Origin of the sequence: Archangium violaceum (assembly GCF_016859125.1) — a bacterium.
GTDB classification, from domain to species: Bacteria; Myxococcota; Myxococcia; order Myxococcales; family Myxococcaceae; genus Archangium; species Archangium violaceum_A.
Genome location: NZ_CP069338.1, coordinates 6,799,393 through 6,813,034 on the forward strand (window position 1 = coordinate 6,799,393; position 13,642 = coordinate 6,813,034).

Annotated in this window: 13 protein-coding genes; 9 read left to right on the forward strand and 4 right to left on the reverse strand. The window is 67.4% G+C overall.

What is annotated here, in order from left to right; translation table 11 throughout:
* The first annotated feature begins 14 nt into the window (after positions 1–14).
* Positions 15–1,172, forward strand: a complete 1,158-nt coding sequence (locus tag JQX13_RS29200; RefSeq protein WP_203402762.1) for a peptidylprolyl isomerase — start codon at positions 15–17, stop codon at positions 1,170–1,172.
* Here the strand turns inward: JQX13_RS29200 and JQX13_RS29205 are convergent.
* Positions 1,115–2,047, reverse strand: a complete 933-nt coding sequence (locus JQX13_RS29205) for a glycoside hydrolase family 19 protein (RefSeq protein WP_239013920.1) — start codon at positions 2,045–2,047, stop codon at positions 1,115–1,117. The genes JQX13_RS29200 and JQX13_RS29205 overlap by 58 nt on opposite strands.
* A 301-nt stretch (positions 2,048–2,348) precedes the next feature.
* On the opposite strand from JQX13_RS29205, the gene JQX13_RS29210 reads away from it, so the two are divergent.
* Positions 2,349–3,014 (forward strand): TetR/AcrR family transcriptional regulator, encoded by a 666-nt coding sequence (locus JQX13_RS29210; protein WP_203402764.1) that lies wholly within the window; start codon positions 2,349–2,351, stop codon positions 3,012–3,014.
* Positions 3,015–3,147: 133 nt separating this feature from the next.
* A complete protein-coding gene (locus JQX13_RS29215) occupies positions 3,148–3,714 on the forward strand; it encodes a VOC family protein (RefSeq protein ID WP_203402765.1) in 567 nt (188 codons plus the stop codon).
* A gap of 559 nt (positions 3,715–4,273) precedes the next feature.
* Here the strand turns inward: JQX13_RS29215 and JQX13_RS29220 are convergent.
* Positions 4,274–5,152, reverse strand: coding sequence for a phosphatase PAP2 family protein (locus JQX13_RS29220; protein WP_203402766.1), 879 nt, complete (start codon positions 5,150–5,152; stop codon positions 4,274–4,276).
* Between the two features lie 476 nt (positions 5,153–5,628).
* Here JQX13_RS29220 and JQX13_RS29225 point away from each other — a divergent pair, with 476 nt between their 5' ends.
* A complete protein-coding gene (locus tag JQX13_RS29225; protein WP_203402767.1) occupies positions 5,629–7,149 on the forward strand; it encodes a multicopper oxidase family protein in 1,521 nt (506 codons plus the stop codon).
* Between the two features lie 141 nt (positions 7,150–7,290).
* On the opposite strand, the gene JQX13_RS29230 is transcribed toward JQX13_RS29225, so the two are convergent.
* On the reverse strand, positions 7,291–7,974 hold the full coding sequence (locus JQX13_RS29230) for a hypothetical protein (RefSeq protein ID WP_203402768.1): 684 nt from the start codon (positions 7,972–7,974) through the stop codon (positions 7,291–7,293).
* Positions 7,975–8,301: 327 nt separating this feature from the next.
* On the opposite strand from JQX13_RS29230, the gene JQX13_RS55560 reads away from it, so the two are divergent.
* The 5 genes from JQX13_RS55560 (at position 8,302) to JQX13_RS29255 (ending at position 12,492) form a co-directional block, all read left to right on the forward strand.
* On the forward strand, positions 8,302–9,234 hold the full coding sequence (locus tag JQX13_RS55560) for an AraC family transcriptional regulator (protein ID WP_203402769.1): 933 nt from the start codon (positions 8,302–8,304) through the stop codon (positions 9,232–9,234).
* A 113-nt stretch (positions 9,235–9,347) separates the two neighbouring features.
* Positions 9,348–9,647 (forward strand): hypothetical protein, encoded by a 300-nt coding sequence (locus tag JQX13_RS29240; RefSeq protein ID WP_203402770.1) that lies wholly within the window; start codon positions 9,348–9,350, stop codon positions 9,645–9,647.
* A gap of 65 nt (positions 9,648–9,712) precedes the next feature.
* Positions 9,713–10,381, forward strand: coding sequence for a hypothetical protein (locus tag JQX13_RS29245; protein WP_203402771.1), 669 nt, complete (start codon positions 9,713–9,715; stop codon positions 10,379–10,381).
* 177 nt (positions 10,382–10,558) lie between these two features.
* Positions 10,559–11,587: an Rpn family recombination-promoting nuclease/putative transposase gene (locus JQX13_RS29250; protein ID WP_203402772.1), complete on the forward strand. Its 1,029-nt coding sequence runs from the start codon at positions 10,559–10,561 to the stop codon at positions 11,585–11,587.
* A gap of 290 nt (positions 11,588–11,877) precedes the next feature.
* Positions 11,878–12,492, forward strand: a complete 615-nt coding sequence (locus JQX13_RS29255; RefSeq protein ID WP_203402773.1) for a hypothetical protein — start codon at positions 11,878–11,880, stop codon at positions 12,490–12,492.
* 83 nt (positions 12,493–12,575) lie between these two features.
* On the opposite strand, the gene JQX13_RS29260 is transcribed toward JQX13_RS29255, so the two are convergent.
* Entirely contained in the window at positions 12,576–13,592 is a 1,017-nt protein-coding gene (locus tag JQX13_RS29260; RefSeq protein ID WP_203402774.1) for a hypothetical protein, read from the reverse strand.
* Positions 13,593–13,642: the final 50 nt, after the last annotated feature.

Genomic DNA, 13,642 nt, shown 5'->3' on the forward strand with positions numbered 1-13,642 from the left:
CAGGAAGGTGGAGCATGCCAACGATGCCGGAAGACGATCGCGGAGACACGGGCCGGTCCCTGGGGGAGCTGCAGGGGCGGATGTTGCTGAAGCGTGCGCCAGGAATGAGGGCCCTCGAGGGACCCGCCGCCGTGACGCTCCCCGACGTCCCGGCGCCTTCCCTGGAAGGACTCCGCGTGGCGGCGATTCCTCCCGCGCCGGTGACCAGGGAGGATCTCCTGGAGCGCCTGGAGGCCCTCTTTCACGAGCGCGCCCCTCGTCGGGAGCGCGCGCCGGATGAAAGGGTCGCGCTGGGGGATGAAGTCCTGCTGGACGTCATCGGCTACGCCCACGGCGCGCTCATTCCCTTCTCCGTGCGCGTCGACTGGCGGGTGCTGGTCGCGGAGGATCCGCTCCTGCCGGGTTTCTTCGAGGGCCTGGTGGGCGCTCGGGTGGGCCTGTCCATGGCCGTGGAGCTTCAGCTTCCGGACACGTATGGCGTGGCGGCTCTGCGGGGTGCGACCGCGCGATTCCTCGTCGATGTGAAGGCCGCGTACGAGTTGCAGCCCCTGGACTTCGAGTCACCCGAGCTGCTGCCCCGGCTCGGGTTGGGGGCCACGCTCGAGGAAGCCATGCGGCACATCGCCGAGGCGCTCGCCGATGAGCGTGAGGAGGAGGCATGGCTCGCGCTCCAGGAACGCGTGCTCGATGCCCTGGTCGAGCGGACGGAGGTCGACATACCGGAGCGCCTGGTGGACGAGGAGATCCGCCTGCGGTGGTTGGAGCTGGAGCAGCCCGTGCTCGCGAGCAAGAACTTCACCCTGGAGGAAATGGAGGAGGCGTGGCGGGGCTGGAGCCAGGATCCGCTGACACGGCGCGACGCCGAGTTGCGGCTGCGCGTGGCGGTGGCGCTGCGTGCCATCTGCGTCAGGGATGGCCTCCAGCCGGATGCAGAGGATGTGGAGAAGCTGGGGGCCCTCCTCGCCGAGGCCGCTGGGCTCCCCCCGGAAGGCGTGGAGCCGTTGTTGCGGTCCACGCCGGGTCTGGCCGAGCGCTTCACCCACCTGCTCCTGCACACCAGGGCGCTGGAGCATGTGATGTCACGGGTGGAGCTCACGGGCCTCGATTCTCTTCCTCAGCAGCCGGTGTTGGCGCCGGGGCTCACGCCGAGCATGCTCGTGAACTTCAGGTAGTTGTTCACGCGGCTCTGCACCTGGGCGGGGTTGCGGCCGTTGCATTCCAGGGCCCCGTTGATGGTGCGGATGGTCTCACCGAAGCCGGCTCCGCTGACGATGGCGTCGTGTCCCGTCCTGGAGCCCGCGCCCGTCTGCGTCATCCAGAACCAGAGGGCGCTTCGCCAGGCAGCGACCGCATCCCGCGAGAGCAGGTCCGGGTCGTTCATGAGATCCAACCCGAGCGCGTTGCCAGCGGCGCAGTAGTTGCCGTTCCACGAGAGCTGGAGAGGACCCCGTCCGTAGTACCACTTGCCCGGCGCACAGCCGCAGCCCGGGGGGCCCCAGCTGGTGTCGCACATGACGCTCTTGTTGATCTCCTCGACGTACACGAGGTGGCCGGTCTCGTGCGCGACGTTGGCGAGGAAGGCCGCCACCTCGCGCTTGCGGGTGTCGATGTCGCCCGTGGTGGCGAACGTGGGGAAGGTCGACGCCGCGGCGAAAAATGACTCGAACGAGTAGAACAGGTTCCGGTCGGGGAACATGTTGTAGAACATGCCCGGGCTGAGGACCCCGCCCACCCCCGGGCTGGCGCCACCGCCACCGCCGCCTCCGTTACCATTGCCTCCGCCATCGCAGTTACCGCCCGTCGACCACAGCGACGGCGCAGCGACGGGATCCCAGCCGCAACCCGCGCAAGGGGTATGCGTGACGAGGGCCGTATAGGTCGCGCCACCGTAGGTGACGACATCTCCCGCGCTGTAAGCCGTTCCTTCCGCCCAGGCGCCTCGACACGCCGCCTCCGCCGCCTGCGGAACAAGTACCATCGTCATGGAAGAGAACAGCATCGCCGCGAGCAAGAACTTCTTCGAGATGTCACAAAATCCCTGACGCATATCCAGATTTTCCTCTGTCATTGAGGTTTGGGACGCCGTCTGGGACGGCGGGTGGACGGTTGGCCTGCCCTACGCGGCCTATTGAGTGGCTCCTTTATTTTTTCGGGTTTTATGGCGCTTTCGAGCCGTATCCCTGGCGATATCGTTGCTCATCTCCGACTGGCACAGGAGCTCCACCTTTTCCAGCTCGCCAACAGCGCCTTGCGGCCCCTCACAGCCCCCCTTCTCAGCCAGTGAAGGTCGCGAGCCTGGGGAGGACCTCTCCGCTGCGGCCCTGGACGAAGTGATGGAACTCCCCGCCATGGGAAATCGTGAGGACCTGCTCGCTGGAGCCAAGCGCTGCCTGTACGAGAAGGGGTACGCGCGGACGACTGCACGCGACATCGCCGCCGAGGCGGGGACGAGCCTGGCGGCGATCGGCTACCACTTCAAATCCACCGAGGCGCTGCTGAATGCGGCCATCCTCCAGGCGATTGAGGAGTTGGGGGAGGAGATGCATCGCGCGCTGGCCGCCGAGGTCCCTCCCGAGGCCACGACTCTGGAGCGGTTCGAGGCCAACTGGAGGCGGGTGCTCGAGTTGTTCCCCAAATACCGGAGGATGTTGTCCGCGAGTGTCGAGGCCTACGCGACCGCCGAGCACGTGCCGGAGGTCCGCCAGCAGCTCGCCTCCGGTCTGGAGGAGGGGCGCATCGGGCTGGCCCGGTTGTTCCAGAACCTCGATGCCACCGCCGACGGGACGGCGTGGGCGGTCGGCTCGTTCTACCAGGCGCTCATGAGCGGCCTGCTGATTCAGTGGCTGATCGATCCGGAGCACGCTCCATCGAGCAAGGACCTGGCCGATGCGCTACGGACCATCGTGGCGAACGTCGGACCGGCCGACGTGAAGGACAAGGCCCCAAAGAGCACGAGCAAGAAGGAGAGGGTCTCGAAAGGCAAGGCCCCTCCGGGTGGCGGCAAGCGGGGCTGAGCGTGCGGGCGTGCCGCGCGCCAGGCGGCGCTGCCCTGCCGGGACAATTGAAACGGTACCGTTGCGATTGTCTCGGCCCCTTATTACCCGAATAACGCAACGGAAGCGTTGCTTTCTTCGGGAGACAGACGCGATGACCTCACCCACGAAGCTGTCCCATATCGTCCTGCGGACCGGTCGTTTCCAGCAGATGCGTGACTGGTACCTCAACGTCCTCGGAGCGACCGTGTCCTACGACAACGGCGAGGTGTGCTTCCTCGCCTACGACGACGAGCACCACCGCGTCGGCATCGTGAACACGGGGGCGAGCGAGCAGTCCGGGCCGAAGACGCGTGGCCTGGAGCACGTCGCGTTCACCTTCGCGGACCTCAGTGGGCTGCTCGACACGTACGAGCGCCTCGAACGCGCTGGGATCACCCCGTTCTGGAGCGTCAACCATGGCCCGACGACGTCGCTCTATTACCGCGATCCGGATGGCAATCACATCGAGTTGCTGGTCGACAATTTCGCCCACATGGAAGATGCGGCGCGCTTCATGAAGTCGGAGGTCTTCGACATCAACCCGATCGGTGTCGACATCGATCCTCGGGAGCTGCTCGGCCGCCTGCGCGCGGGTGAGCGGCCCTCGGAGCTCGCGAGGGCACACACGAAGGCCGAGGCGCGCGGCTTCGAGACCGTGCCCGAGGAGTTCTTCCGCTGAGGGCACGAGCCGGGCAACGGGGGAGGGCATCATGCAATCACGCGGAGTCGTCATCATCGGCGGGGGGATTGGTGGGCTGTGGGTCCATCCGCTACCTCCGCAACCCGGTGGTGCGGTGGGGGAGGGACCTGCTGATGCGGGCCTTGTCCTCCTCCGTGGCGCTCAACCAGCTTCGTCGTGTCGTGGGCTACGACTTCCTGGCGGCATCGTCATGGGAGAAGGCGCGCGGCACTCACCACATCCTCGCCAGGTCCAGGATGCGCCCCTCTCGCAGCCACCCGTGCGCATCCACCGTGAGCGGCGCGCCTACGGCCCCCCCCGCACGGAGCCGGAGAGAACGGACGTCCCGGCTCGGGCAGCACATCCGGAGTCCGTCCCGGAGCCCGTAGCAACCGCTCCGCCTCTCGCACCGAAGCTCCCGGACGGGCCAGTGCCTGCGGCCCATCCGCCACGAGCACATCCTCCGCTCCCACGCTTGGGCCTGGCCCCGAAAAGGTGTCGAACACTTCGTATTGCCTGGCGGATGAAGCGCCCGCTTCCGGACGGCACGACGCACTCATCAGGGGCCTCTCGACGCCCGAAATGCAGGAGGGGGGTAGAACAGGGCCCCCCACAGCATCGCCAGGAAGTAGAGCAGGCCCTGGAGGGGCGGCGCCGCGCCGAGGTGCGCGGGGGCCAGCAGCGCGAGCAGCACGGCGCCTCCGAGGGCCATCTCGCGCGGGGTCCGGGCGTGGGGTCCGGGGGCTGGCGCATTCCCCCGTGGCTTGTGCTCCAGCAGGGCTCCCACCACGAGGCCCGCGGCGAACCCGAGCACCTGCCAGGCCCGCCTGTCTCCTCCGAAGAGGAGCACTCCGCAGGCCAGGGTGGCCACCATGCCGAGCCCGAATGACGCGAAGAACCGGATGCTGCGCCGCTCTCCCCAGCGCCGCAGCGTGGGCCACAGGCGCGTGTAGCCCCCAAGCAGCAGCAGCCCGATGAGCACCCCCCCCAGCACATCGCCCAGGTAGTGCGCCCCGAGGTAGAGGCGTGCGAGCATCACCAGGGGTACCACCACCCACGGCACGGCACGGGGAAGCTGCCTTCCCAGCGCGAGCCAACCGAGGAGGGCCAGGGACGTCACGGTGTGCCCGCTCGGGAACGAGGACACGGCGGGGTCCGCGCGCACCACGATGCGTGGGTCATCCGGGCGCGGCAGGCCGACGAGTTCCCATAGCGCCAGGTCCACCAGCCCCGTGAGCATGAACAGCCCGGCCAACTCCAGCGCCGCGATGCGTCCCGCCCTCCAGCGCACCAGCGAGACGAGGACGAGCGCTCCCGCGGTGTCCCCCACCAGCGACACGAGGTGGGCCAGGGACGTCCAGAAGGGCGCGGCCCCCACCCACGACTGGAGGGCGATGATCGGCCATGGTCCCCAGAGGAAGTCGAACAGGGTGCTCACTTCCGCCGAGTTATGCAGGGCTCCGCGGCCTACCCAGCCATGAGCGGGCGGCAGTGCCCCTGGACGTCCGCTCGTAGCCGGGGCCAACGGGCTGCCTTCTTCGTCCTGGGCCTACGCGGACACGGTGTCATTCCCGGTGGCGATGATGTCCCAGATTCGGTTCTCCCCGGTGACTCGAGTCACCAGGAGACCCAGGGCCGCCACGCCAGGCGCTCAGGGCCGTCTGTCACATTTCGCTCCAGGTCCTTCTCTCCAATGGATGGCCGGGTGCGGAGACAGGCTCGGCCTCCGAGGACAGGGATATGTGGGAGAGAATCATGGGATTCATGAAGAGCGGCACAGGTGCGCGGCCTCCAAATGCCTTCCCGAGGCGGCATGATGGGCCACGGCATGCCCCCCCGCATGCGGGGCACGACGGGCATACGGAACATCAACATCCCCATCAGCATCCACATCCCGTTCCGGGAGAGGTGGACGTGAAGTTGGAGGTCAAGTACGCCACCAACAAGATCGCCAGGGTCTTGATGGATGGGACGGCCCAGGGGTTCGACACGGTCAGGCTGCGCTCCTACAACGGGAAGCTGGTGGGGCCCGTCATCGAGGCCCGCCCGGGTGACACGCTGAACATCCTCCTGGACAACCAGCTCCCCGAAGCGCCGCACATGCCAGGGATGGACCACCAGCACGGCATGCCATCCGTTTTCACCACGACCAACCTCCACGTGCACGGGTTGCACGTCTCGCCCGCTGGAAACTCGGACAACGTGATGATCGAGTTGGTCCCCGGCCAGCAGTTCCAGTTCGAGATCAAGCTCCCCAAGGATCATCCCGCGGGGACGTATTGGTATCACCCCCACGTGCACGGCTCGACCGCCATCCAGGTCTCCAACGGCATGGCGGGTGCCTTGATCATCCGTGGTGACATCGACGAGGTTCCCGCCATCAAGGCGGCCCCGGAGAAGATCTTCGTCATCCAGCAGATTCCCTACGTCATCAACGACCAGACGAAGCTCGGCCAGGTGGAGCCCGGTGACGTGGTGGATGGCGTGCCCGTCTTCGTCCCCGGCGTCTGGGAGAAGATGCAGCGGCGCTTCACCCTCAATGGCGAGGTCGAGCCGACCCTCCAGATGAGGCCGGGAGAGGTCCAGCGCTGGCGGTTCATCCACGCGGGCTTCCGCGCGAAGCTCCAGCTCAAGCTGGTCAGGCGAGATCCCAAGACAGGCATCGAGGAGACCCTGCCCCAATACCTGATCGCTCTGGATGGAATCACGACGGGCAGCATCGATCCGGTGGCGGAGGTCGAAATGCACCCCGGGTACCGCGCGGACGTGTTGGTGCGCGCGACCGACAATGCTGGCAATGTCCTACCGGAGGGCACCTATTGGCTCGTGGACGGGGGCCAGGACGTGAAGGCCGTGAGCAGGACTCTGGCCCGCATCGTGGTGAAGGGACCTCGAGTCGAGATGATGCTGCCCACGGAGAAGGAGCTGGCGCCTCTGGCCCCTCTCGAGGACATCGAGGACTGCGAGATCACCGGGCACCAGAAGGCGGCCTTCGAGCTCCGGATCGACTCGGTGCCTCCCGTGGGGCTGATCAATGGCAAGCCTTTCGATCCCGGTGCTCCGCCCCGCAGGCTCCTGTTGGGCGGGGTGGATCTGTGGGAGGTCTCGTCCCCGGCGCATCCCAACGATCCGCGCTTCGCCACGGAGGGCCATCCCTTCCACATCCACGTCAATCCCTTCCAGTGCACCATCAAGCTCAAGGGGCTCAAGGGGGAGAAGGACAAGCGCGTCTGGAAGGATACGATCTTCGTGGAGGCCGGCGAGACCCTCCAGCTACGCACCCGCTACGAGCGCTACATCGGGGTGTTCATGCTCCACTGCCACATCCTGGACCATGGGGATTTTGGGATGATGGAGGCAATGGAGGTCGTGCTGCCGGGGAGCACGGGCTCGCACGGCGGAGGGGGCCACGGCGGAGGGGGGCACACCCACTGACACGGAGCCGAGCTGGGCTCCGGCGGCATCTGTTACCCGTGCAGCCGGTACCCGCAGTACTGCGACCTCTGAGATAGCCGAGCCTGTCCGAGCGGGGTCCTCCCGGGTGGGGGCCCCGCTCCGTGACAAGCGCTCCGGGGCTCAGTTCATGTCCCAGCGCGCGGCGATCTCCTCACACGCCAGCTGCACGTCCCCCAGCCGCCGCTGCTGGGCCCTGGGCGCAACGAACACCTTGCCGGCGAACACGTCGAAGACGCGCACCAGCCGGTGGTCCACCTCGCCCTGCTGCTTCAGGTTCTGCTCGGCGAACAGTTGGAGCACCGTGGCGATGTACTGGCCGGAGGCCTCGTCCAGCGGCGTGTGCTTGGAGAAGTAGAGCTTGAGCAGCCCCGAGCGCATCATCCCGTGGCGATCCATGCTGCGCAGGAGGATCTCCGGCCGCACGTTGATGGCCACCCCGGCCAGTGCGAGTGGCGGCAGTCCCTCGTCCGCGGGGCTGGCCACCGCGTGGGTCAGTGCCAGCTCGCCCGAGGCCCGGCGGAAGTGATGGAGGGCCTCGGCGCACAGCGCCAGTCGGTGGGCGTCGAAGTCCGACTGGGGGATGACGTTGAGCAGCCGGTGATGGTGGTGACGGAGGATGGCCTCGTCCCTGCCGCCACAGAGGAACTCGACGATGGCCTGGGCGGCTTCCGGGTAGCGCAGGTACTTGGGATCACACGGGTGCTTCTGGGCGTGGATGATGCGCTTGCGCAGCGCGGGACGCGCGGTGAGGTACTGGCCCAGCTTGTTGACCGAGACGCACGGATTCTCACGGGAATCAGCCACGGAAGCCCCTTCCTTGCCGGTGTTGGACATGAAGCAACACTACCGCTCGGGTCTGACATGTCCGGCCCGGGTGGAGGCCCGAGAGCGCTCCCAGGAGAAGAGGAGGAATCCCGTGGAGGACCTACCCGCCCGGGTCACCTCGTTCCGGGTGGTGCCCACACCCTCCGACCCGGGGGCACCGCGACTTCGCGACCTGTCGAGGGAGCGGACGGCTCTCCGCCGCTTCCAGCGATGCGCTAGTCTCCCGGCTCCGCGATGGGTACTGCCTCTGTCGATAACGTTCGGCTCGTTCTGGCCGCCGCGGTCGCGCGAGGCCTGTCTCCCAGCATGCTCCTGGCCGAGGTCGGTCTGGAACCCCAGGCGCTCCTGGCTCCCGAGGGCCGGGTGCCGGCCCTGCTCGCGCTCCGTCTGTGGCACGTCGCGGCCGAGTCGTGCGCGGATCCCTCCTTCGGAATCACGGCGGCGGAGCACATCCAGTCTGGCAGCTATGGGGCGCTCGGCTATGCCATGCACAGCAGCGCCACGTTGGGGGAGGGACTGCGCCGGCTGGTCACGTTCTTCCGGCTCGTGAATCAGCGCGCCACGCTCGCGCTCCTCGAAGAGGGGGACGCCGCGCGGCTCCGCTTCCTCGTCGAGGAGGACATCCCGCCCGACGTGATGCGGCACCCGGTCGAATGCATGCTCTTCGCCGTGCTGCGCTTCACCCGCAAGTTGACCGGGGAGCGTGTCTCGCCGCTCTCCGTGTCGTTCCAGCATTCGGCCCCGGCGGAGCTCTCGGCGCACGGCCGCGCCTTCGGAGAAACGCTGGCGTTCGGCCAGCCCCACTCCGAGCTGGTCCTGCCCCGCCGCGTGCTCGCGCTGCCGCAACGTGGCGCGGATCCCTCGATGGCGGAGATCATGGAGCGCCATCTTCGCCGGCTGCTCCAGGAGCTTCCGCCCGAGGAGACGTTCCTGGTGCGCGTGCGCGGCGTGCTGCTGGATGAGCTGCGTCGCGGAGAGCCCTCGCTGGAGGTCCTGTCCGAGCGCCTGCGCCTGAGCAAGCGCACCCTGCAGCGCCGCCTCAAACAGGAGGGCACGTCGTTGCAACAGCTCCTCGACGAGGTCCGCCGCGAGCTGGCGTTGCGCCACCTGGGCGAATCGAAGGAGTCGATCGCCGAGGTCGCCTTCCTCCTCGGCTTCTCCGAGGTGAGCGCGTTCCACCGCGCCTTCAAGCGCTGGACGGGCTCGACTCCTGGGGAGTACCGGCAAGCACTGCCATGAGGCGGCCGGGGGTGGCGCGCCCGGTCAATCGAATTGGCGCGGGCGGATACCGTCGCGGCGAGCGTTCGAGGCTACTTCTTCGCGCGGGAACAACTCACAAGGGGGTCCCGCACATGCGCAACGACGTCAGGAGCACCACCACCACCGGCAACGGCTTCGAGGATGTCTCGACCAGGGTTTCTTTTTCTTCCAGTGAGGGCGTCATCCAGTCCTACGGAGCCGCGATGAGCTCCTTCTTCGCCAGCTTCGGCAAGGGGGAGGATCACCACCTGCGCTCCGTGCAGGGGTACGCGAAGGGCGTCTCGCAGAATGGATCCACGGGCTCGGCCCTGGTCACCGGGACCATGTTCGACGCGTCCAACAACAAGGCGAGCGTCGCGTTCACGGCCGCCTTCCCGGTCCAGTTCCGCTGACGCGCGGTCTGGCGGATCCAAGAACACGAAACCCTTTACGAGCACATATTTCTGGAGCCATCACCATGTCACTGATCTTCACGAATACCCAGGCGAAGAACGGGCAGAAGACCACCATCGACTTCGGGCAGAACGTGTTGGAGCGGTATGCCGTCCTGGCGGGCTTCGACACCAGCTTCGGCGGTGACGACCACGAGGTGAAGACCATCAAGGCCTCGGTGGACTTCCCGCTGAACAACAACCTTCCCTCGTCGACGCTCGAGGTCACCGCCAATGTGTCCATCACGGATGACAGCGGTCACTCGGGCGGTGGGACGCTCTACATCATGGGCATGGGCCGGACGAAGGAGGACGGCTGCCAGTTCAAGCAGCAGACCTGGAAGCCCGGAGACAGCGAGCTCAAGGTGACGATCGACAAGCAGCCCGCGCCCATGGACAACGCCTGGGTCTTCATCAAGGGCTTCCAGCTCAGCTACGGCAAGAAGACGGACCACCACGTCCAGACGCTCTCGGTCGACGCCGGCAACTCCACGTTGTCCCTGTCGAGCGTGAAGGACACCACGGGCGACAGCTACTCGTGGACCATCATCTTCAAGCCCAACCTGGTGATGAACGACAACTCGGGCAATGGCCTGAGCAATGACAGCTTCCTGGACCTCGTGGTGATGGCGGCCCCGGTGGGCGCCACGAGCAGCCAGGCTCGCGTCTACTCCGGTTCGCCCTCCATGGCGTGAGCGGTGGGGTGCGTCCCCTGGCGTTCATCCATCTCGAGGGTGACGCCAGGGGATGCCACCCGCGAGGTGTCTCCCGAGAGGTGTCAAAGGATTCGTTCTGCCACTTCTGTGCGGGAGACACCCGTGCGGTGCCGTGCCGCGTCCCTGGCCCGCCGCATGCTTGGGACGCGGTTCGCCATGTCTGGACCGCATGACCTCTTCGCCCGCTACACCTTCGGCCACCCCGAGCGGGCCGCCGCCGAGTTGCGCGCCGTGTTGCCCGCGCATGTCGTCTCCGAGGTGGACTGGTCGTCCCTGAGACGAGAGCCCGGCAGCGTAGTGGACCCGGAGCTGCGGGAGACCGAGAGCGACCTGCTCTTCACGGCTCGGCTGCACACGGGCCACCCGCTGCTGCTGTACGTGTTGCTGGAACATCAGTCCCGGGTGGACAGGTGGATGGCGCTGCGCATGCTGCGCTACGTCGTGCGTCAGGTGGAGCGCTGGCGCCAGGAGCACCCGGAGAGTGAACGGCTTCCGCTCATCGTCCCGTTGGTGATGTATCACGGGCCGGATGGAGCCTGGACGGCGCCGCGCCAGGTGGAAGAGCTCTTCGACCTGCCGCGAGGAGAGGGGATGCGGGAGCGCTGGCGAGCGCTGGTGCCGCGCTTCGAGTACCTGCTCGATGACTTGACGGCCGGGCGGGAAGAGGCGCTGAGAGCACGCCCTGGCCCACCGCTGGCCCGGCTGGCCTGGCTGGTTCTGCGCTACGGGCGTACCGGAGAATTGGCTCGGAAGCTGCCGGATTGGGGTGCGCTCTTCGCGCAGGTACAGGCAAGCCCGGAAGGAGCCGAGCATCTGGTAGTGCTCATCCGTTACCTGCTGTGGGTTGGGGACGAGGCCGTCCATGAAGTGGCCGGGCGGGTGTTACATTCGGTGCTGGATGGGCAACGAGCGGAGGAACTGATGCGCAGCTATGGTGAACAACTCATCGAGCGGGGACTTCAACAGGGCCTGGCGCGAGGCCGGGAGGAGGGTCTGCAACAGGGTCTGATTCGCGGACGTGCCGAGGCCATCCTGCGAATCCTCACCGCGCGGGGCGTACAGGTCGACGAGGAGACCCGACAGCGCGTCCTCACCTGCACGGACATGGCGGTCCTCGACCTCTGGTTCGATCGCTCCCTGAACGCCACTTCCCTCTCCGATGTGCTGAGCGACCGCTCTCAGTAGATGGGCCCGCCCGAATGCTCCTGGGTAACTCATCCGTCGAGAGAGTTCCCGCGTGGCTCGAGCTCTCGGGCCGCGAGGACCTGACCTCTCGCGTTGCGTGATGTGAGATGACGCGCGCCGTGGTACAGGTCGCGGCCATGAGTACAACGACGCGCGGCGGGAGCAGGCGGTTCGGACCTTTCCAACTCGGCAGACGCCGCAAGCACGCGGCGGAGCTGGGTCCCATCCACGAGGCCCACAACGTTCGGACGGGAGCTCCGGCCCTGGTGTTGATGCCAGGGGCTCGCTCCATGGGTCGTCCCAAGAGGAACTGGCAGCTACGTGTCCACGTTCAGGTCACGCCTCCCTTCGTCGCGCTGGAGATGGAGCGGGCGCCTGTCTCGGGCCGGTTGTCGGAGCTGACCGACATGCTGCTGCTGTTGCTCGCGGGCCTCGATGCGGTGGGGCACAGCGCTCGGGTGCGCGGCCACCTGACTCGCGAACGAATGGCGTGGCCGAGGGGGCTGTCCATCCTGCGAGGACTGGCCGCCGCGGGATTCGTCCTGCTCGTGCTGGGCGGGGGCTTCTGGTGGGGTTCAGCGAGTCGCTCGATGGATTCTTCCGCACCGGTGCCTTCGGCTCCTGTCGTCGCGAGCCCGGCGGAGGCGGGGGTCCGGTCCTCGTTCCTGACCGCCGGTGGTGAGCGGGACCCGGCGGCAATCGCCTATCCTCTTCCAGACAAGCCACTGCAGGGCCAGTCCAGACCCCCCTGCAACACCCGGCGGGACGAGGTCGTGATCAACGGCGGATGCTGGGTAGCGCTGGAGCGCCGTCCGCCGTGCCACGAGGAGCAGGCCGAGTACCAGGGCAAGTGCTATCTGCCGGTATCCGCGAAGCCACGCCTGCCCCAATCCCTCGAGCCGTGAGGCAGCCGCCTCCGTCGGAGCATCGGGGGTGACGCCCGAGGTCGCCCCCAGGCGTCACCTGCTCGCGCCGGAGCGCGGTGGGCTCACTCGGCCCAGTAGGTATCGACCAGCAGGCTGAAGCCGTTCACGGTGTCGACGAAGATGTGGACGGTGTGCCCGCTCCAGGGGTCGTCCGCGTAGCCGAAGGAGCAACCCTTGAACGAGCGCCCGGCGGTCAGCGCGTCGAGGTTCGCCAGGCCGGCGGAGATCACGCTGCTGGGGATCTGATTGCGCTGGTTGGCGACGGACACCGCGTAGTCGACCGCGGCACGCACCTCGGCGGCGTCGGCCAGGTACGGCCGGAGGGTCGCGCCATCCGGGACGCTGCTCGGCTCGAGCCCGAAGCACTCCAGCCCACCGTAGTTGTACCTGCCAGACGTCGTCACGACCTGCCACCAGTCGAAGTGGCGGGCCATGCTCGCGCCGTAGGTACCACTACCCGGCGCCGCGTTCGCCGCGGCGATGAGCGCCTCGAGGGGCCGGCTCAGCGTGGCCGAGTTCCGGATGTTCCGGAGGCTCTTGTCGCCGATCCCCGCGACATTGGAGATGGCCTGGACCGACGTGAACGGGCGCAGGTTGAGGAGGTTCACGGCGCCATTCCACGCGTCCGGCAGGACGTCATGCAGCTCGGAGTCGCTGATGGTGTTCACCAGCGACACGATCGCGGCGGCGTCATCGGTGGACACCGCGAGCCCGTCCATGATGCCGACGCAGCTGGGACCGATGAACCCCTCGGTCCGGGCACCGCCCTCGATCTGCTCGAGCCGGGTCGGACCGACCAGACGGACCGAGGAGACATCCGCCAGGGACACGAACGGCGACGTCGTGCGCCGGGTGACGAGGTTGTTGGCGACGTCGCTCGGCAGGTACTTGTCCAGCGTCTGGAACGACGCCGTGTTCACGAAGCCGAGGAGGCCCTGGCACTCCGGCGCCACATCCACATCCGTGCTGGTGAGCGGCGCCTGCTGCTGCGCGAGGGTAGGGGAGGACGGCTCGAGTTCGCTACCACCGCAGCCGGCGAACAGACTCACTGCGAGAAGGGCTTGGCCAAGACGACGCATCAGGGACTCCTCGTGGGGGGGGGATACAACGAAGGCAGACGCCCCAATAC